Source organism: Thalassobaculum salexigens DSM 19539 (assembly GCF_000423805.1).
GTDB lineage: Bacteria > Pseudomonadota > Alphaproteobacteria > Thalassobaculales > Thalassobaculaceae > Thalassobaculum > Thalassobaculum litoreum.
In genome coordinates this window covers 2,269,610-2,286,913 of sequence record NZ_KE384093.1, presented here as the reverse complement: position 1 = coordinate 2,286,913, position 17,304 = coordinate 2,269,610, and the positions used below count along the sequence as shown (strand labels likewise).

Sequence of the window (17,304 nt, the reverse complement as noted above, 5' to 3'; positions counted from 1 at the left end):
AACCCACAACCCGGTCGCACAGTAGTCACGCTCGCGCATCGGTGTCTGTCCCCACCGAGGAGAATGAAGCGGCGCGGGGGTTAGAACACGCCGAGAATGAGCGCGGTGACGATGACGTAACGCAGGGTCTTGGCGATGGCGACGAGAATGACGAAGACCCAGAGGGGCTCGCGCATCAGCCCGGCGGCGAGTGTCAGGGGATCGCCGATGAACGGCGCCCAGCTCAGCAGCAGCGACCAGTAGCCGTAGCGCTGGTACCAGCGTGACGCCCGGTCGAGCTGCTCGGGCGTCGCCGGAAACCATTTCTTGTCCTTGAACTTCTCGATCTGCAGGCCGATCACCCAGTTGATGACCGAGCCGAGCGTGTTGCCGAGGCTGGCGACGAGGACCAGGGCGACCACGGAATAGTCGGTCTTCAGCAGCAGGCCGGTGAGCAGGAACTCGGACTGGATCGGCAGGAACGTGGCGGCCCCCAGCGAAATCAAGAAAAGGCCGCCATAGGCGCCGATGAAACTCATACAGTCCCGCTCCGTGCTCCGATCCAAGGGCATATGGAGCGGGACGCCCGAATGTCATCGTCTTGCGTCACGCCGCCGCCCGGACACCGAGGGTGCGGGCCCGGTCGATCCAGGCGCGGATCTTCTCGGGGGCGGCGGTCTTCACCGATCCGAACTGCAGGGCCCGGCGCGTCTTCACGCCACAGAAGCCGAGGATCTGATTGATCAGGACCCGGCGCCCCGGCCGCCAGTACAGCAGGGTGTCGAGCAGCGGCGGGGTGTCGGAGGTGATCATCACATCGGCGGTCTTGCCGGTCAGCAGCTTGTCCCAGCCGAGACCCCGGCGGTGGTACTTGAAGGCGAAGCCGGGGGCGAGCGCCCGGTCGATCACCGCCTTCGCCTTGGTCGGCATCGCGCCCCACCAGTAGGGATGGACGATCAGGATGTGGTCGGCCCAGGCGACCGCCTCCTGCCAGGCGATCAGGTCGGGCTCCAGCGGCGTGGCGTCGGCGCCATAGCCGTCGGTGTTCAGGTCGAAGCGCATGTCGCAGAGATCGATGCGGCGAACCTCGCCGCCCTTGACCTCCACGCCCGTCTGATAGGCATCGGCCATGCCCCGGCACAGGGAGTTTTCCTTGGGATGCGCAACCCAGATGAAGATGCGTCTGCTCATCGTCGGCTCCAGTTCGAATGAGGTTTACACAGTGTAAATTGACACGATGTCAAATATGGCTAGATTGACGCCATGTCAAGTGCACAGCCAGATACCCGAGAGCGCATCCTGACCGCCGCCTGGACCCTCCTGGAGGAGGGCGGCGGCCGCGGCGTGCGGATGGCCGATGTGGCCCGGCAGGCGGGCCTCAGCCGTCAGGCGGTGTACCTGCATTTCCCGAGCCGCGCCGAACTGCTGATCGCCACCACCCGCTATATCGACGCGGTGAAGGATGTCGAAGGCCGGCTGGCCGAATGCCGGGCCGCGGTCGGCGGGTTCGCCCGCATGGAGGCCTTCATCCGTGCCTGGTGCGCCTATATCCCGGAGGTGCATGGCGTCTGCGGTGCGCTGCTGGCGATGCGCGACAGCGACGCCGAGGCGGCGGCGGCCTGGGACGACCGGATGGACGCCCTGCGCGAGGGGTGCGCGGCTGTGGTGCGCGACCTGGCCGCCGACGGAAGCTTGCGGGCGGACCTGGACGGCGAAGCGGCGACGGACCTGCTGTGGACCCTGGTGTCGGTGCGGAACTGGGAGCATCTGACCGGCGACCGCGGCTGGTCGCAGGAGCGCTATGTCGCGGCGATGGTCATGATGGCGCGCCGGGTGCTCTGCGACCTCTAGGTCTCTGTAACCTTTAGGCCGGCGTCTCGGCGTGGAGGGCCCGCCAGGCGGCCTCGCTGCAGTCCCGCTCGGCCCAGGCGAGATCCGGATCGGGCGTCAGGGGAAGCTCCGCCGCAAGTGTCGGCATCAGGCCGAACATCAAGGCGAATCCGGCGCGCCAGGTGAGATAGCGCAGGGCCTCCTCGGTCATGCCGTCGGTGATCGGAAAGCGCTGGACCGAGAGGATCGGTCCGGAATCCACCGGCAGGGTCATCACGTGGGCGGTCACGCCATAGCTGCGTGCCCCGTCGCGCAGGGCGAACTCGAGGGCGCGCCGGCCGGGATAGTCCGGCGGTGCGGGGTGGATGTTCACCGGCTCCAGCGACATGGCGTCCAGGTAGTGTTGCGGCACGATCACGTCGCTGTAGAAGGCGACCAGCCGGCCGGGCCAGGGCCGCTCGGCGTCGAACGGTTCGAACAGCCGGTCCAGGGCGGCGCGGCTGGAGACGAAGAACACGGTGTTCGGCAGGCCGCGCGCGGCCGACAGGGTCGAGATGGCGGCGGCGGAGACCATGTCCGTCAGCAGGGCGATGGGGGCGGAGGTCATGCGTGGGCCCCGTGCCGTGGGTCTGTCACGGTCTTGCCACTTGGGCGATGAAGGCTGGTCCCCAATTCGGCTACAGTGCGCGTCAACAAGCGCCTCAATAAGATACGCATTGGAGGAAACAGATGTCCGCCCTTATCCGACCGCATCACGGCCAGACGCCCCGGGTGGCGACCGGCGCCTTCATCGCCGAGACCGCCGTGCTGATCGGCGAGGTCGAGATCGGCGAGGACGCGTCGATCTGGTACGGCACGGTCCTGCGCGGCGACGGCCAGTCGATCACGGTCGGCGCGCGCACCAACATCCAGGACGGAACGATCGTCCATATCACCTCCGACCGGTTCCCGACGGTGATCGGCTCCGGCATCACCATCGGACACGGCGCGATCATTCACGCCTGCACGCTGGAGGATGACAGCTTCGTCGGCATGGGCGCTACCGTGATGGATGGGGCGGTGGTCCAGCGCCACGCCATGGTCGCCGCCGGCGCCCTGGTCACGCCGGGCAAACTGGTGCCGACCGGCGAGCTGTGGGCCGGATCGCCGGCGAAGAAGATGCGCGACCTCACCGAGGCCGACTTCGACCAGATCCACCGCTCGGCAGAACATTACTGCGAGCTTGCCCGCAGCTACATGGTCGGACGGTGAGCGCCATGGCACGTCTGACCTTCGCCCTGTGCCTCATCCTGGCCGCCATCGGCGCCGGACCGGCCGCCGCCCAGACCCCCGCCCAGACCCCCGCGTCTTCGGAGAAGGATCCGGTCGTCCTGGTCCGCCTGACGCCGGAGATCCTGGCGCAGTTCGCCGATCCCGATCTGCTGCTGCGGCAGGGGCCGCTGGAGATGTCGAAATACGATGAGGCGACCAAGAAGGACGTCGTCATCCCGCCGGTGACCGACTGTTCCACCCTCCGGGCCAGGCAGGAGGAGGGCTACTACACCTACACCTCCCAGGGCATGGCCCAGGAGACCGTCGTCTCGGACGTCTGCCGCATGGGCGAGCGCTACGCGGCGGCGACCTTCGAGGAGACCACCGCACCGAAGCACACCCTGCATGCCGACGTGCTCGACCTGTGGTCGGCCTGGTTCCAGCTCGCGGTCTCGGCCAATGTCGCCGATTCGGTGGCGGAAGCGGTTGAGCGCGGCGTCTCCCTCGGCGCGTTCCATGAGCCGTCGCTGGAATCCTGCGGGCCGCGGGCGGTGGAGCGCAAGGATCCCTGGACGATCACCGCGCGGAACAAGTGCGACGGGCTGTACCTCTCGATCGTGGGGGAGGAGTTCACGGCCTCGGGCAAGGTGCGTCCGGTGGTGTTCTACCACCTGAACGCCACCGGGGGCTCGCTGCGCACCGGCGGCTATACCGCGGTGGACCGCCATCCGGCCTCGGGCGTGTGGACTCCGGTGCAGTTCCTGTCGCGCTAGAGGGCGATCGGTTCAGGTCGAAACGATCTGAACCGTGAATCGCCCTCTGACCCATTAGAGATAGAGAAAATTCACACGAACAGATGTTTCCATCTGATCGTGATTTTCTCCAGGGAGGGACCTGCTAAGCGGTCTGCGGGCGCGGCGGCGCGATCGGCGGGACCAGCAGGATCGCGGCCAGGACGAGGCCGGAGGCCGCGATCTCGCGCGCCCCGACCGCCTCGCCGAAGGCCAGCCATCCCAGCGCGATCATGGTCGGAAGTTCGACCGCGCCGGCCGCCGCACTGCGGCCGGGTCCGATCTTCGGGGCCGCCACCGTATAGAGAAGCTGCGGGATCAGGGCGGTGACCAGGCCCATGGCGAGCAGGATCAGCCAGACATCGCCGTCGCGCGGCAGGAAGGCGGCCGGATCGGTCAGCGCCACCAGCGGGGCGAGGCCGATCACGCAACCGACCATGCCGCAGGCCAGCTTCTCCACCGAGGTGAGGCTTGGGGTGAGGCAGGTCAGCACCACGATGATCAGCGCGAACATGATCGGCGCCGGCAGCGACAGCAGCAGGGACCAGGACGCGGCCCCGCTCACGCCGCCGTCGAAGATCAGCAGGGCGGCTGCCAGGACCAGGGCGCAGCCGCCCCAGGCCCGCAGCGTCGGCGTCTGCCGCGCCAGCAGCCAGGCCAGCAGCAGGGCGAAGACCGGATAGGTCATGTAGACCAACCCGACCATGGCCACCGACTGGACCTCCAGCGCCTCCAGATAGCTGACCCAGCCGATCCCCATCAGAATCCCGGCCCCGAGCAGCCGGAAGGCGTCGCGGCGCTTCTCCCGGGCCAGGGGCAGGAAGGGAAACATGATCAGCGCGCTGGAGGCGTAGCGGAAGAAGCCGATCGAGGCCGCCGACATGCCGGCGTCGAGCAACAGCTTGGCGAACAGCGGCACCATGCCGAAGCTCACGCAGGCGGCGGTGACGGCGAGCGTGGCCGTGGCCGGAGTCAGCCGGGGCGCGCGCAGGGGAAGGGGTCGGTTCAGGCTCATGCGCTTCCAGATAGAGCTCGGACGGGTTGTCGAAAATTTCCAAATATTCATGTTCGACATGAAATGATTTAATGACTCTATGAATCCACGCCTTGGCACCAACCATCTCGCCCTGCTGATCGCGCTGGCCGAGACCGGCAGCGTCGCGGCGGCCGGCAACCGCCTGGGGATCACCCAGTCCGCCGCCTCCCATCGTCTGCGCGAGGCCGAGCGGCGGCTGAACACGCCGCTGGTGCGGCGCAGCTCCACCGGCGTGACCCTGACCGAGGAGGGGGAGCGGCTGCACGCCTTCGCCGACCGGTTCCTGCGGGAGCTGGGGCGGCTGGAACAGGACATCGAGAACACCCGGGCCAGCGGCCGCGACCTGGTCCGTGTCGGTCAGGCGACCTACAGCCGGTTTCACTGGCTGCCGGCCTTTCTCGAGTTTCTGGAGCGGCGCGATCCGACCCTGTCCTGCGATCTCTCCGTCGGCGCGACCCTGCGCCCCCTGGGCTGTCTGCAGGAAGGGGCGGTGGATGTGACCGCGGTCTATGGCAAGCCGACCGGATCCCGCCGCTTCCGGTGGCAGTGGCTGGCCAACGATCCGGTCGTCGCGGTGATGGCGCCGGACCATCGGCTGGCCGGCGAGGCGTATGTCGACTCGTCCCTGCTGGCGAACGAGCGGGTGTTTTCCTATCCCTTCGCCAGCGATCCCGGCTTCGAATGGGAGACGCTGATCGGTCCGCCGACCACGCCCTATCGCCGCCTGACCGTGCTGCCGACGCCGGAATCCTCCATCGACCTGTTGCGGGCCGGCTACGGGGTCGCGCTGTTCAGCCGCTGGGCGATCCGCCCGGAACTGGCCGACGGCACGCTGATCGCCAAGCCGATCGGCCAGGAAGGCCTGTCCCTGGACTGGTGGGTGGTGACCCGGGCCGACGATCCGCCGGACGCGCCGTCGAACCGCATGGTGGCGGCATGGCTCGACTGGGTGGCCTACGGCAAGCAGGGCTTCGCCACCCTGTCGTTCGACGGGGCGACGGGTGTCATGCAGGATCCGGGGGACTGACCGGCGACGCGGGAGGTTGCTTTTGGCGTCGCCAGAGGCTTGTCTCTGCCGCCCCCTTCGGCCGCCCCCTTGCATAGCGGTTCCATGACCCTCGTTCTGTTCTCCATTCTCTGGAAGACCCTCGCCACCGCCTCGGTGATCATCGCCGCCGGCCGTCTCGCCCGCCGGCTCGGCCCGCTGCTCACCTCGGTGCTGATCACCATGCCGTTCAACGCCGGCCCGGGGTTCTTCTTCGTCGCCCTGGATCAGGAGCGGCAGTTCATCGCCGAGGGCGCGCTGATGGCCTTCGGCGTGACCGGGATCATCCTGATCTACTGCACCGCCTGGGTGCATGCGGCGCGACGGTTCAATTTCGTCGTCACCTCGCTGCTGGGCATCTGCGCCTGGCTGGCCGGGGTGCTCGCGCTGGACTCGCTGACGCCGTCGCTGCTGGTGGCGAGCTGTTCGGTGGCGCTGGGCGCCCTCGGGGCGCTGGTGCTGCGCCGGCGCGGCATTCCCAAGCCGGTGGCCCCGCCCTCGGCCGCCGGATGGCGCTTCGCCATCGTGCGCGGGTTGGCCGCCGGCATCGTGGTGGCAACGGTCGCCACCGCCAGCCCCTGGCTCGGGGCGCACTGGTCGGGGATTCTGCTGGCCTTCCCGACGACCCTGCTGGCCTCGACCTGGATGCTGTGGGGCCATTACGGCCGGGACTTCACCGCCGCGACCATGAACGCCGCCCAGCCGTCCCTGGTGGTCTATGCCAGCTTCTGCCTCGCCCTGCACCTGCTCGCCGGGCCGATGGCCGGGGTCGCTGCCGTGCTGACCGCCTTCGCTCTCTCCGGCGTGGTGGCGGGGCTCTACGCGGCCGTGCTGATGCGGTTCTCCCGGCGTTAGAGCACGATCGCTTCAGATCGACTCGATCCCAGGCGTGAATCGTCCTCTCGACCATTAAAGCTGCTTGAACCATTGCCGCCGCGCCGAAAGCGGTGCTCCAATGCCGTCCTCAGCAATCAATCGAGCCAGGACGCTCCCGGGGGACTGACAATGGGTCACGTGACGACCGACGACGGTGTGAAGCTCTACTTCGAGGAGGTCGGAGAGGGCACGCCGATCGTGTTCGTGCACGAGTATGCCGGCGACCACCGATCGTGGGAGCCGCAGATGCGCCATTTCGGCCGGCGCTACCGCTGCATCACCTACGCCGCGCGCGGCTACGCGCCGTCCGACATTCCGGAGAGCCCGGAGGCCTATGGCCAGGACCGGGCCCGTGAGGATATCCGCTCGATCCTGGACGGGCTCGGCATCGACGCCGCCCATATCGTCGGCCTGTCCATGGGCGGGTTCGCCACCCTGCATTTCGGCTTCCACCATCCCGACCGGGCCCTGTCCCTGACCGTGGCCGGCTGCGGCTACGGCGCCGATGCCGACCGCCGCGAGCAGTTCCGCAAGGAAACCGAGGCGACGGCCGACCGCATCGCGGCGGAGGGCATGGACGTGGTCGGCAAGGCCTATGCCATCGGCCCGACCCGGGTGCAGTTCGAAAACAAGGATCCGCGCGGCTGGAAGGAGTTCGAGACCCAGCTCTGCGAGCATTCCACCCTGGGGTCGGCCAACACCATGCGCGGCGTGCAGGCGCGCCGGCCGTCGCTCTACGATCTGGTCGACCAGATGAACGCGCTGACCGTGCCGACCCTGATCGTCAACGGCGACGAGGACGATCCCTGTCTGGACGTCGGCAATTTCATGAAGCGGATGATCCCGTCGGCCGCCCTGTCGGTGCTGCCGAAGACCGGCCACACCATGAACATCGAGGAGCCGGCCCTGTTCAACGCCGTGGTGGAGGACTTCTTCCACACCGTGGAGTGCGGGCGTTGGGCATTGCGCGATCCGCGCTCGACCACCGGTGCCATCATCACGGCGGGGCCGGTCAACGACAAGTAAGGGGAGGGTGCCGCCATGGCGGACAAGCTGGAAGGACGGGTGGCCATCGTCACCGGTGGCGCGCGCGGCATCGGCCGGGCGATCTGCGAGGCCTTCGTGGAGGAGGGGGCGGCGGTGTACGTCGCCGACCTGCACGGCGGCGAGGCCGAGGCCCTGGCGGCGTCCCTGGTGGAGAGCGGCGGCCGGGCGGCCGGCGGCTATTGCGACGTGCGCTCCACCGACAGCGTCCGCGACGTGGTCGAGCAGGCGGCCCGGGCCTTCGGCGGCCTCGACATCCTGGTGGCCAACGCCGCGACCCTGACGCCAAAGGCGACCATCGAGACCCTGGAGGAGGAAGCCTGGACCCAGGCCCTGGCGGTCAACCTCACCGGCGCCTTCCACCTGTGCAAGCACGGCATCCCGCATCTGAAGCGGGCCGGCGGCGGGTCGATCATCCTCACCGCCTCGCAGATGGGGCGGGTGGCGCGGGCCGGCAGCACGACCTACTGCACGACCAAGGGCGCGCTGATCCAGATGGCCAAGGGCATGGCGCTGGACCACGCCGAGGACGGCATCCGGGTGAACACCCTGTCCCCCGGCGGCACCGCCACCGACCGCATGATCTCCCAGTTCGGCACCATGGATGAGGCGGAGAAGCAGTGGGGGCTGGCCATGCACCCGCTCGGCCGTCTCGGTCAGCCGGCGGAGATGGGCCGGGGCGCGGTGTTCCTGGCCAGCGACGATTCCAGCTTCATGACCGGTGCCGATCTGCTGCTCGACGGCGGGTACAGCGCGCGATAGCGCAGGAGGAGACGATGGCCGACAGACTGCCGATCCTGGAACAGCGCCGAATCGAGGCGGAGGTGATCAAGCCGATCTACGAGGAGATGGTCGCCCAGCTCGGCAAGGCGCAGGCCCAGGACATCCTCGACAGCGCGATCCGGAAGGCGGCGATCGCCCAGGGCCAGAGCTTCGCGGCCGAGGCCGAGGGCGGCACCGACCTGGACAGCTTCGCCGACATCCAGAAGCACTGGACGGCGAGCGGCGCGCTGGAGATCGAGCCGGTCGACCGGACGCCGGAAACGCTGGACTTCAACGTGACCCGCTGCCGGTACTCGGAGATGTACAAGGCGATGGGGCTCGGCGAGATCGGCCACCTGCTGTCCTGCAACCGCGACGGCACCTTCTGCGAGGGCTACGACCCGCGCATCAAGCTGGAGCGCACCCAGACTCTGATGGGCGGGGCGAGCCACTGCGACTTCCGATACACGTTCGAGGAATAGGCGCGGGGCGCGTCGGAAGGGCGCGCTCACTCCTTCCCGTCTTCCCGGCCTTGCGCCGGGATCCAGGGTAAAGCAGCCGGAACTCCGGAGGACGATTCCTGACGCTCCTGCAGCGTGATGGCTGGATCCCGGCGCAAGGCCGGGAAGACGGCAAAAAACGGCCGGGACGACGGGAAAGACGGCCGGGAACACGGGGACCCGTTCAGAGCCGAGTCCTCATCCAGGCGAGCCGCGGGCTCGACCCGGGGCGCGGCGAAGGGCCGCCCGGGCAGCCTACGCCACCCGCTGGCCTTCGACCCACACCCCGCGCACCACCGGCCGTCCTTCGATCAGCCGCACCCGGATCAGGTCCGCCCGCTTGCCCGGCTCCAGCACGCCGCGGTCGTCCAGTCCCGCGTAGCGTGCCGGCGTCGCGGTCACCGTGGCGACCGCGCGCGGGACGTCCCAGCCGGCCACATGCTCCACCAGCGAGAACGCCCCGTGCAGCATGCTCGCCGGCACGTAGTCCGACGAGATGATGTCCAGCAGCCCGGCGGCGGCCAGGTCGCGCGCCGTGATGTTGCCATAGGACGACCGGCCCCGGACCAGATTCGGCCCGCCCATCAGCACCGCCAGCCCATGGGCGCGGCAGGCCTCGGCGGCGACCCGGGTGGTCGGGAACTCGGCGATGGAACAGCCGATCTCGGCCGATTCCCGGACATGCGCCTCGGTCTCGTCGTCATGGCTGGCGAGGCTGATTCCGCGCTCCCGCGCCCAGTCGGCCACCGCGCGGCGCTGGTGCGGGCCGCGGGTGCGCGAGGCCTCCGTCAGGCGCTCGTAGGCCTCGGCGATCTCCTGCTCGCTCTGGCCGTCCACCTCGCGGCGCAGGCGGCGCCAGACCTCGATATCGGCGGTCTGGCGCTGGCCCGGCGCGTGGTCCATCAGCGAGACCAGCCCGACCAGCGCGTTGTCGTCATGCTCGCCGAGCTGGTCGAGAACCTCCTCGCCGATGACCTCGCACCGCAGATGGATCCGGTGATCGGCCCGCAGCATCCCGGCGGTCCGGGCATCGGCGATGCCCTGGATGATCGGACCCACATGCGCGGCGCGCAGCTCGCCCTTCTCGGTCAGTCCCAGGCAGAGCGAATCGTAGACCGTGGTGATGCCGGAGGTGGCGATATGGCCGTCATGGGCGACGGCGGCCGAGACCGCGTCCCAGAACACCTGGGCCCGCGGCTGGAAATGCTTCTCGATATTGTCGGTATGCAACTCCACCAGCCCGGGCAGCAGGTAGTCGCCCGCGCAATCCACCGCGTCCGGCGGGGCGGCGGCGGTGTCGTCGACGGCGGAGATCTGCGATCCGGCCACCGACAGGGTTCCGTCGATCACGGCATCGGGGAGGACGATCCGGGCATTCTTGAAGGCGAGGGACATGGCGGGAGCTTGTGCGGCCTGTGGGGTGAGTCGAGTATGCGGCGACGGTTGTGCGGGCAAGTTACCTTTATGTGTCGACGCGGGACAGGAACCCTTGCGTCGCACCGCCAAGTTCCGTATATACCGCGCTCCGCTGCGGGGGTGCCCGCGGCACCGTGTTTCTATTGGAGTGCGAACGATGGCGGTTCCCAAGCGTAAAACTACCCCGTCCAAGCGGGGCATGCGCCGGGCGCACGACAAGCTGACGTCCGATGCCTATGTCGAGAGCCCGGACACCGGCGAGCTGCACCGGCCGCACCACATCGATCTGAAGACCGGCATGTATCGCGGTCGCCAGGTGATGAAGGTCAAGGAGCGGGTCTGATCCCGGTCCGGCGGCGTTCGTCGAGCGCCGCGTCGAGATTGAAGAGCCCCGGTGTGCCGCATCGGGGCTTTTTCGCGTCCGACCTCTGGCCTTGGGACGATCGCGCCCTGAAACCCGGTGACGACGGAGCACGGATGGCGGGTCGCAACGGCGCTTGCCGCCAGGCGGAAGACCTCCGGCGAAAACGGCTCAGCCATGCAGTTACCGGCGTTGTCGCCGCGCCGTTTGGCGTGTAGGACTGGTCGCGAACTCGCACGAAGGGCGCCTTTCGCATGGCTATTACGCTGGAAACCAGCAACTTTTTCCTCCTGCTGGCCCAAGCGTTCTCCTATTTCTGCGTAATGGCCGCGCTGTTCTGGGCGCGCCGCCGGGTCGGACTCGGCGTATTCCTGTGCGCGCTCGGGGTCATGCACTTCCTGGAGACCTATCTGGCGGCGGTGTTCTACATCCAGCTGCCCTTCGGGATCATCTCGCCGGGCTCCACGGTGCTGTTCTCCGGCAAGCTGCTGATGATCCTCCTGCTCTATATCAAGGAGGACGCCGCGACCGTGCGGCAGCCGATCTACGGCCTACTGATCGGCAATTTCCTGATCGTCGGGCTGGTGGTCGTGCTGCGCAACCACGAGGTCGTGCCCGCCGTGCCCGGACGCGAGCCGAACATCGCCTTCGTCGACGAGATGGGCTGGCTGATGGTCTGGGGGACGGCGCTGCTGTTCCTCGATTCCATCGGCGTCATCCTGCTCTACGAGCAACTCGGCCGCTGGTTGCGGAGCCATCAGCTCGCCCGGATCTTCCTCGCCTCGGCGGCGATGCTGACCTTCGACCAGTTCGGCTTCTTCATGGCGCTGCACTACGTCACCGGGGCGCCCTGGCATGTGCTGTATGGCGGCTGGGCGGCGAAGATGGGGGCCGCATTGGTCTTCAGCCTCATGGTCTTCGCCTATCTGCGGCTGGTGGAGCGCCGGACCCGGGATCTGCTCCCGGCGCAGCTTTCCGACGTTTTCGATACGCTGACCTATCGCGAGCGGTATCTCGACCTGCTGGGCGAGAGCGGCCGGGACCGACTGACCGGGGCGCTCGACCGTGGGCGGTTCGATGCCATGGGGCAGGATCTGGTCGGGCCGACCCTGGCGACCGGCGAACCGGTGAGCCTGCTGGCCATCGACGTGGACGGTCTGGGCCGGATCAACGACGGTGAGGGGCGGCCCGCCGGGGATCTCATCCTGCGTGACCTGGCGCGCCTGCTGATCGGGACCATGGGCGATGGGCGCTGCCACCTGTTCCGTCACGGCGGGGGTACCTTCGCCGTCGTGGCCCAGGGCCTGGACCATCCGACCGCGGTGGATCTGGCGGAGCTGCTGCGCCGCACCACCGCCCGGGCGGAGATGTCGGAGCGCGGCGCAATCGTGACGGTCAGCGTCGGCGTCGCCACCGCGCCGGAGGATGGTCGCGACCTGTATCGGGCCTACGCGGTTGCCGAGTCCCGCCTGCGCGAGGCCAAGGCGGCCGGCAAGGACCGGGTGGTCGGCCGCGACGGGGTGGTGCTGGGGTAGGAGCGAGGAGCGGGCCGGTCCGTTACTCGGACCGGCCCGGGCCGTCAGCGCATCTCGACGTCGTTGACGCCCTTGGACCGGGCGGTGGCGACGATGTCGTCCCAGGCTTCGGCCGCCAGCGGCAGACCGGTCTTCAGCCGCTCCGCCATCACCATCTTCTCCTTCTCGCCCGGGATCAGCACATGGCCGCCCGGTTCGGTCGGGCGCGCCGACTTCACGAACTCCACGTAGTTGCGGACCTCCTCGGCGAACGGGTGGCCCATATGGGTGGGCACGCCGGTGACCGCCTCCAGGTTCACATAGATGGAGAACATACCGTTGCAGAACGGCCGGTTCTGTTCCTCGCCCAGCGCGCCGGCGGTGCCGGAGCCGGTGAGAGCACCCGCCATCATCTCCATCAGGAAGTTCATACCGAACCCCTTATGGTCGCCGAAGGCCCGCAGGGCGCCGGGGCCCCTGGCCGGGTCGGGATACTGGCCCGGCGGGGTCTCGCCGTAGAGCGGCTTCGGGTCGCTGGTGATCGTGCCGTCGGCATCGACCAGGGAGCCGGCGGGAAGCGGCTTGCCGCCCTTGAGCGCCACCAGCGCCTTGCCCTCGGCCACCAGGGAGGTGGCGAAGTCGAGGATGATCGGGTCGTCGTCCGGCATCGGAATCCCGGCGCAGAACGGGTTGGTGCTGCCGCGCCGGTCGACACCGCCGAACGGGGCGACGATCAGCGAGCCGCGCACGTTGACCATGTGGATGGACACGATGCCCTGGGCCGCCGCCCGCTCGGCCCAGTCGCCGATGCGGCCGAGATGGCCGGAATTGCGCAGGGCGGTCATCGCCACGCCGTGCTGCTTGGCCTTGGCGATGCCGATATCGACCGTCTGCTCGCCGATGCTCTGGCCGAAGCCGAATCGGCCGTCTATCACCGCGAAGCTCGGCTGGTCGAGCATGACCTCGATGGTCTGATTCGGCACCTGCCGGCCGTCGTCGATCCACTGCACGTATCGCGGCACGCGGATCACACCGTGGCTGTCATGGCCGCGCAGGTTGGCGCCGGCCAGCCGGGTGATGATGGTCTCGGCCTCCTGAGGCGAGCAGCCGCTCGCCTCGAAGGTGGCCTTGCCGACCCGCTCCATCACCTCGGCCGGGACGAAGACCTCCTTGCCTTCGCGCCGAACAGCACTCATCGGTCGCCCCCGCCGAGCTTGCGGAACTCGGCCACGCCGGCGGCCTGGGCGGCGGTGAAGATCCGCACGTCGCTGGCCAGGGTGACGAAGTCGAAGCCCTGCTTCACCGCGTCCGCCATGAACGGCGGGTTCAGGCAGTGCATGCCGCATTTCAGGCCGGCGGCCTTGGTCTTCTGCAGGATGCCGTCGATCACGCCGGCCATCTCCGGGTCGGTGTGGTCGAGCGCCGGCGGCTTCCCCATGGACACGGCGAGGTCGCCCGGCCCGACATAGACGCCTGTCAGGTTCGGGGTCGCCAGGATGGCGTCCAGGTTGTCCACCGCCTGCACCGTCTCGATCATCGCCAGGGTGACGATCGTGTCGTTGGCGTTCTTGAAGTAATCGGGATAGATCAGCCCGGCCCGGGTCGGCCCCGACGAGCGGTAGCCCCGCGGGGCGTACTGGCAGGCGCCGACGAAGCGGGCGGCCTCCTCGGCGGTGTTGATCATCGGGCAGATGATGCCGAGCGCGCCGCCGTCCAGCAGCTTCATGATGATGCCCGGCTCGTTCCACGGCACGCGGGCGAGCACGGTCTTGCCGTATCCGGTCACCGCCTGCATGAGCTCCAGCGCGCTCTGGTAGTCCACCAGCCCGTGCTGCAGGTCGAGGGTGAGGCTGTCGTAGTCCTGAAGCGCCGTGATCTCTGCCGTCACCGTGGACGGGATGGAGAGCCAGCCGTTGAGCGCGCCGCGATCGGCGGCCCAGACGTCGTGCAGGCGGCTTTTCATGATGTTTCCTCCGGAAGTGGGGTCCCCTTAGCCGAGGACCTCCTTGTTGACGACCACGTCGGGGTCGAGGGTGCCGTCGAAGACCGCCAGGATGTTCTCCACGGTCTGGTAGGAGGAACGCTGCCGCGCCTCCAGGCTCATGCCGGCCGAATGCGGGGTCATGAGGATGTTCTTCTCGCTGAAGAACGGATGGTCCATCGCCGGCTCCACGTCGAACACGTCCAGCCCGGCGCCGACCAGATGGCCGGATTTCACCGCGTCCAGAAGGGCCGGCTCGTCGACGATGCCGCCGCGCGCGCAGTTGATCACCAGCGCGCCGGCGGGAAGGGCGTCGAGCTCCTTCTTGCCGATCAGGCCGATGGTCTCCTTGTTGCGCGGGCAGTGGACGCTGACCATGTGGCACTCGCCCAGGACCGTGTGGAAGTCCGCCACCGGCTCCACACCCATCGCCCGGATCTTCTCGGGGTCGATATAGGGGTCGTAGCCGAACACCTTCATGTCGAAGGCGAGCGCCCGCTTGGCCAGCCGCGAGCCGATCCGGCCCAGGCCGCAGATCAGCAGGGTCCGGCCGGCGAGGTCGAAGGCTTCCACTTCCGACCGGCGGTTCCAGGTATTGGCGCGGACCATCGGGTCCAGCACATGCATCTGCTTGGCATGGACCAGCATGAACATCATCGCCTGCTCCGCCACCGACGGGGCGTTTGAGCGGGGCGCGATGCAGAGCGGGATCTTGCGCTCGGTCAGCGCGTCCTGGTCGACGCTGTCGTATCCCACGCCGTGGCGCGAGACGACCTGCAGGTTCGGCGCGTTGTCGATGACCAGCCGGTTGATCTGGGCGACGCGCACGCCGATGCCGTGGGCGTCGGCGGCGTGGCGCTTGATCACTTCGGGATCGAGGGTGTCGATGACCTCCACCGTGATGTCGTCGCGCCCTTCGAGCAGGGCCATCCCGTGCTCGTGGATCGGGCCGACGATCAGCACCTTCTTCTTGTTCGTGCTCATGATGTCGGCCTCAGTGGATGTCGGCCGACTGGCCCATGGCGGCCTTGAGCTTGTCGAAGCTGAAATCCGGGGCGCGGGCGGCGTCGAGGATCACCGCCTCGCGGCGGGTCAGCAGATCGATCGCGTCCGGCAGCTTCTTCACGGCTTCCGGCGGGATCACCACCGCGCCGTGGCGGTCGGCGTGGACGATGTCGCCGTCATTCACCACCATGCCGAAGATGTTCACCTGGCCACCATGGTCGACCACGTGGACATGGGCATGGCTCGGCCCGACCTTGCGGGCGAGGAGCTGGAAGCCGGGGGCGCTGGCGTCGAGGTCGCGGATCGAGCCGTCGGTGATCACGCCGAGGGCGCCGAGCCCCTTATGGATGGAGGTGTTCACCTCGCCCCAGAACGCGCCGAAGCCGGGCTCGCTGTCGAGATCCTGGATGACGGAGATGGACGGCGCCGGGCCGCCCTTGGCGACATACTCGTAATAGGCCTGGCGCGAGGCGACGTTCTCCGCCCCGGTGCGCTTGGGCGCCACCATCGCGCGGATCGTGGCGGTGCGGGCGTAGCCGCAGATCGGCTTCAGCTCCGGGAAGGCGCAGAACATCACGCCGGTGGTGAAGCCCAGGGCGCGCCGCTCCGGGTTGGTCACTTCCAGGCCGTTGCAGATCGTGGGGGTGTCCCAATCGGTCAGGCGTTCGAGATCAGCCGCCGTGATGTCGGTCATCGTTTCTTCCCTATGGATGCTTTTGTCATGGGCGGCGCCGGTCGGCCCACCCCTCTTGCCGCCTACGATGGTGGCCCGAAGCCGTTAGGGGGCGCAAGCGGCCAAGGTGAGCTTTTCGCAATGTGGAACAGTCCATAGGCTGTCCGGCGGCGGCGCGAGACCGCCTGAGGAAATGCCCAAGGGAGGAGAGACGGGATGGATTTCGACCTTCTGTGTTTCGGCGAGGCGATGATTGAACTCACCCGGATGGGCTCCGGCGACTACAAGGCCGGATACGGGGGCGATACCTCCAACTGCGCCATCGCCGCGGCCCGCCAGGGCGCGCGGGCGGGCTACATCACCGCCGTCGGCGACGACGCCTTCGGGCGCGAGTTGCTGGACCTGTGGCAGCGCGAGGCGGTGTCGACCGAGTTCGTGCGGGTCGACTCCACGGCACCCACCGGCCTCTACATCATCACCCCCAGCCCGGCCGGCCGGGACTTCGCCTATTACCGGGCGGGCTCGGCGGCCAGCCGCTATACCGCCGCCGATCTGCCGGTCGCGGCGCTGCGGCGGACGCGGATCGTTCAGCTCTCGGGGATCAGCCAGGCGATCGGCGCGGGGCCGCTTGCGGCCGGAACCGCCCTGATCGAGGCCGCCCGGCAGGCGGGATGCGAGGTCGCCTACGACACCAACCTCCGGCTGAAGCTCTGGGACCTGGAGCAGGCCCGCGCGACCATGCATGCGGCGATGACGCGGTGCACGATCGCCCTGCCGTCGATCGACGATTCGCGGGTCCTCACCGGCCTGGAGGACGCGGATGCCATCGCCGATGCGTATCTCGCCATGGGGCCTCGGGTCGTCGCCCTGAAGATGGGGGAGGCGGGGGCGATGATCGCAACCACAAAGACGCGTGTGGTCATTCCGCCACACAGGGTCACGCCGGTCGACGCGACGGGGGCGGGCGACACCTTTGACGGCGCCTTTCTCGCCAGGCTGGCGGCCGGTTCCGACCCGGTCGACGCGGGTCGATATGCCGCGGTCGCGGCCGCCCTGACGACCACCGGATACGGAGCGGTTTCGCCGATCCCCCGCTTCGTGGAGGTCCAACCGGTATTGAGTTAAACCACAGAATTCAGATGGAGATTCCATCTTCATTTATGCTTCAAAACAGCAACGGTGAGACGACAACCCCTGTATCCTTGCCAAATGGCAAATGGTCTATTGACATAAACCGGAC

At 68.3% G+C, this 17,304-nt stretch carries 20 protein-coding genes; 11 read left to right on the top strand and 9 right to left on the bottom strand.

Annotated features, from left to right (window positions below; genetic code table 11):
- Window positions 1–80: 80 nt before the first annotated feature.
- Together G578_RS0115110 and G578_RS0115105 are read right to left on the bottom strand one after the other, a co-directional pair.
- Complete coding sequence (locus tag G578_RS0115110) at window positions 81–518, bottom strand: YqaA family protein (RefSeq protein ID WP_028794948.1); 438 nt, start codon at window positions 516–518, stop codon at window positions 81–83.
- Between the two features lie 67 nt (window positions 519–585).
- Window positions 586–1,170, bottom strand: a complete 585-nt coding sequence (locus G578_RS0115105) for an NAD(P)H-dependent oxidoreductase (protein ID WP_038014231.1) — start codon at window positions 1,168–1,170, stop codon at window positions 586–588.
- A 72-nt stretch (window positions 1,171–1,242) separates the two neighbouring features.
- Between G578_RS0115105 and G578_RS0115100 the strand changes: the two genes are divergently transcribed.
- A complete protein-coding gene (locus tag G578_RS0115100; protein ID WP_028794946.1) occupies window positions 1,243–1,830 on the top strand; it encodes a TetR/AcrR family transcriptional regulator in 588 nt (195 codons plus the stop codon).
- A gap of 13 nt (window positions 1,831–1,843) precedes the next feature.
- Here the strand turns inward: G578_RS0115100 and G578_RS28525 are convergent, their stop codons facing one another.
- Entirely contained in the window at window positions 1,844–2,416 is a 573-nt protein-coding gene (locus G578_RS28525; RefSeq protein WP_028794945.1) for a formyltransferase family protein, read from the bottom strand.
- A 122-nt stretch (window positions 2,417–2,538) separates the two neighbouring features.
- Between G578_RS28525 and G578_RS0115090 the strand changes: the two genes are divergently transcribed.
- Together G578_RS0115090 and G578_RS0115085 are read left to right on the top strand one after the other, a co-directional pair.
- Window positions 2,539–3,060, top strand: coding sequence for a gamma carbonic anhydrase family protein (locus tag G578_RS0115090; RefSeq protein ID WP_028794944.1), 522 nt, complete (start codon window positions 2,539–2,541; stop codon window positions 3,058–3,060).
- A 5-nt stretch (window positions 3,061–3,065) separates the two neighbouring features.
- The gene (locus G578_RS0115085) at window positions 3,066–3,833 is read left to right on the top strand and encodes a hypothetical protein (protein WP_028794943.1); all 768 of its coding nucleotides are present in this window, start codon (window positions 3,066–3,068) and stop codon (window positions 3,831–3,833) included.
- Window positions 3,834–3,957: 124 nt separating this feature from the next.
- Here G578_RS0115085 and G578_RS26530 read toward each other — a convergent pair whose 3' ends face one another.
- Complete coding sequence (locus G578_RS26530) at window positions 3,958–4,866, bottom strand: DMT family transporter (RefSeq protein ID WP_051244825.1); 909 nt, start codon at window positions 4,864–4,866, stop codon at window positions 3,958–3,960.
- A gap of 79 nt (window positions 4,867–4,945) precedes the next feature.
- On the opposite strand from G578_RS26530, the gene G578_RS28520 reads away from it, so the two are divergent.
- The 5 genes from G578_RS28520 (at window position 4,946) to G578_RS0115055 (ending at window position 9,096) form a co-directional block, all read left to right on the top strand.
- A complete protein-coding gene (locus G578_RS28520; protein WP_028794942.1) occupies window positions 4,946–5,914 on the top strand; it encodes a LysR family transcriptional regulator in 969 nt (322 codons plus the stop codon).
- 84 nt (window positions 5,915–5,998) lie between these two features.
- Entirely contained in the window at window positions 5,999–6,787 is a 789-nt protein-coding gene (locus tag G578_RS0115070) for a hypothetical protein (protein WP_028794941.1), read from the top strand.
- 150 nt (window positions 6,788–6,937) lie between these two features.
- On the top strand, window positions 6,938–7,834 hold the full coding sequence (locus G578_RS0115065) for an alpha/beta fold hydrolase (protein WP_028794940.1): 897 nt from the start codon (window positions 6,938–6,940) through the stop codon (window positions 7,832–7,834).
- A 15-nt stretch (window positions 7,835–7,849) separates the two neighbouring features.
- Complete coding sequence (locus tag G578_RS0115060; RefSeq protein WP_028794939.1) at window positions 7,850–8,614, top strand: SDR family NAD(P)-dependent oxidoreductase; 765 nt, start codon at window positions 7,850–7,852, stop codon at window positions 8,612–8,614.
- A gap of 14 nt (window positions 8,615–8,628) precedes the next feature.
- Entirely contained in the window at window positions 8,629–9,096 is a 468-nt protein-coding gene (locus G578_RS0115055) for an L-2-amino-thiazoline-4-carboxylic acid hydrolase (RefSeq protein ID WP_051244824.1), read from the top strand.
- A gap of 273 nt (window positions 9,097–9,369) precedes the next feature.
- On the opposite strand, the gene G578_RS0115050 is transcribed toward G578_RS0115055, so the two are convergent.
- Window positions 9,370–10,509 (bottom strand): alpha-D-ribose 1-methylphosphonate 5-triphosphate diphosphatase, encoded by a 1,140-nt coding sequence (locus G578_RS0115050; protein WP_028794937.1) that lies wholly within the window; start codon window positions 10,507–10,509, stop codon window positions 9,370–9,372.
- Between the two features lie 178 nt (window positions 10,510–10,687).
- On the opposite strand from G578_RS0115050, the gene rpmF reads away from it, so the two are divergent.
- Both rpmF and G578_RS0115040 read left to right on the top strand, forming a co-directional pair.
- Window positions 10,688–10,873 (top strand): 50S ribosomal protein L32, encoded by a 186-nt coding sequence (gene rpmF, locus G578_RS0115045; protein ID WP_028794936.1) that lies wholly within the window; start codon window positions 10,688–10,690, stop codon window positions 10,871–10,873.
- Between the two features lie 272 nt (window positions 10,874–11,145).
- Window positions 11,146–12,426: a GGDEF domain-containing protein gene (locus tag G578_RS0115040; protein ID WP_028794935.1), complete on the top strand. Its 1,281-nt coding sequence runs from the start codon at window positions 11,146–11,148 to the stop codon at window positions 12,424–12,426.
- A gap of 44 nt (window positions 12,427–12,470) precedes the next feature.
- Here G578_RS0115040 and G578_RS0115035 read toward each other — a convergent pair whose 3' ends face one another.
- Genes G578_RS0115035 through G578_RS0115020 form a run of 4 tightly spaced genes read right to left on the bottom strand, consistent with a single transcriptional unit; the run spans window position 12,471 to window position 16,085 of the window.
- Complete coding sequence (locus G578_RS0115035) at window positions 12,471–13,601, bottom strand: Ldh family oxidoreductase (RefSeq protein ID WP_245565617.1); 1,131 nt, start codon at window positions 13,599–13,601, stop codon at window positions 12,471–12,473.
- Window positions 13,598–14,368 carry an HpcH/HpaI aldolase family protein gene (locus G578_RS0115030; RefSeq protein WP_038014230.1) on the bottom strand — a complete coding sequence of 257 codons (771 nt, stop codon included), beginning with the start codon at window positions 14,366–14,368 and terminating at the stop codon, window positions 13,598–13,600. Before G578_RS0115030 ends, G578_RS0115035 begins: the two co-directional genes overlap by 4 nt.
- Before the next feature lie 27 nt (window positions 14,369–14,395).
- Entirely contained in the window at window positions 14,396–15,370 is a 975-nt protein-coding gene (locus tag G578_RS0115025; RefSeq protein ID WP_028794932.1) for a hydroxyacid dehydrogenase, read from the bottom strand.
- A 10-nt stretch (window positions 15,371–15,380) separates the two neighbouring features.
- The gene (locus G578_RS0115020; protein WP_028794931.1) at window positions 15,381–16,085 is read right to left on the bottom strand and encodes an RraA family protein; all 705 of its coding nucleotides are present in this window, start codon (window positions 16,083–16,085) and stop codon (window positions 15,381–15,383) included.
- Between the two features lie 195 nt (window positions 16,086–16,280).
- Here G578_RS0115020 and G578_RS0115015 point away from each other — a divergent pair, with 195 nt between their 5' ends.
- The gene (locus G578_RS0115015) at window positions 16,281–17,189 is read left to right on the top strand and encodes a sugar kinase (RefSeq protein ID WP_028794930.1); all 909 of its coding nucleotides are present in this window, start codon (window positions 16,281–16,283) and stop codon (window positions 17,187–17,189) included.
- Window positions 17,190–17,304 lie beyond the last annotated feature (115 nt).

What these genes read in the sequence shown, in the direction of transcription:
- G578_RS0115110 (WP_028794948.1), bottom strand. Translation starts at nt 518, where the DNA reads ATGAGTTTCATCGGCGCCTATGGCGGCCTTTTCTTGATTTCGCTGGGG.
- G578_RS0115105 (WP_038014231.1), bottom strand. Translation starts at nt 1,170, where the DNA reads ATGAGCAGACGCATCTTCATCTGGGTTGCGCATCCCAAGGAAAACTCC.
- G578_RS0115100 (WP_028794946.1), top strand. Translation starts at nt 1,243, where the DNA reads ATGTCAAGTGCACAGCCAGATACCCGAGAGCGCATCCTGACCGCCGCC.
- G578_RS28525 (WP_028794945.1), bottom strand. Translation starts at nt 2,416, where the DNA reads ATGACCTCCGCCCCCATCGCCCTGCTGACGGACATGGTCTCCGCCGCC.
- G578_RS0115090 (WP_028794944.1), top strand. Translation starts at nt 2,539, where the DNA reads ATGTCCGCCCTTATCCGACCGCATCACGGCCAGACGCCCCGGGTGGCG.
- G578_RS0115085 (WP_028794943.1), top strand. Translation starts at nt 3,066, where the DNA reads ATGGCACGTCTGACCTTCGCCCTGTGCCTCATCCTGGCCGCCATCGGC.
- G578_RS26530 (WP_051244825.1), bottom strand. Translation starts at nt 4,866, where the DNA reads ATGAGCCTGAACCGACCCCTTCCCCTGCGCGCGCCCCGGCTGACTCCG.
- G578_RS28520 (WP_028794942.1), top strand. Translation starts at nt 4,946, where the DNA reads ATGAATCCACGCCTTGGCACCAACCATCTCGCCCTGCTGATCGCGCTG.
- G578_RS0115070 (WP_028794941.1), top strand. Translation starts at nt 5,999, where the DNA reads ATGACCCTCGTTCTGTTCTCCATTCTCTGGAAGACCCTCGCCACCGCC.
- G578_RS0115065 (WP_028794940.1), top strand. Translation starts at nt 6,938, where the DNA reads ATGGGTCACGTGACGACCGACGACGGTGTGAAGCTCTACTTCGAGGAG.
- G578_RS0115060 (WP_028794939.1), top strand. Translation starts at nt 7,850, where the DNA reads ATGGCGGACAAGCTGGAAGGACGGGTGGCCATCGTCACCGGTGGCGCG.
- G578_RS0115055 (WP_051244824.1), top strand. Translation starts at nt 8,629, where the DNA reads ATGGCCGACAGACTGCCGATCCTGGAACAGCGCCGAATCGAGGCGGAG.
- G578_RS0115050 (WP_028794937.1), bottom strand. Translation starts at nt 10,509, where the DNA reads ATGTCCCTCGCCTTCAAGAATGCCCGGATCGTCCTCCCCGATGCCGTG.
- rpmF (WP_028794936.1), top strand. Translation starts at nt 10,688, where the DNA reads ATGGCGGTTCCCAAGCGTAAAACTACCCCGTCCAAGCGGGGCATGCGC.
- G578_RS0115040 (WP_028794935.1), top strand. Translation starts at nt 11,146, where the DNA reads ATGGCTATTACGCTGGAAACCAGCAACTTTTTCCTCCTGCTGGCCCAA.
- G578_RS0115035 (WP_245565617.1), bottom strand. Translation starts at nt 13,601, where the DNA reads ATGAGTGCTGTTCGGCGCGAAGGCAAGGAGGTCTTCGTCCCGGCCGAG.
- G578_RS0115030 (WP_038014230.1), bottom strand. Translation starts at nt 14,368, where the DNA reads ATGAAAAGCCGCCTGCACGACGTCTGGGCCGCCGATCGCGGCGCGCTC.
- G578_RS0115025 (WP_028794932.1), bottom strand. Translation starts at nt 15,370, where the DNA reads ATGAGCACGAACAAGAAGAAGGTGCTGATCGTCGGCCCGATCCACGAG.
- G578_RS0115020 (WP_028794931.1), bottom strand. Translation starts at nt 16,085, where the DNA reads ATGACCGACATCACGGCGGCTGATCTCGAACGCCTGACCGATTGGGAC.
- G578_RS0115015 (WP_028794930.1), top strand. Translation starts at nt 16,281, where the DNA reads ATGGATTTCGACCTTCTGTGTTTCGGCGAGGCGATGATTGAACTCACC.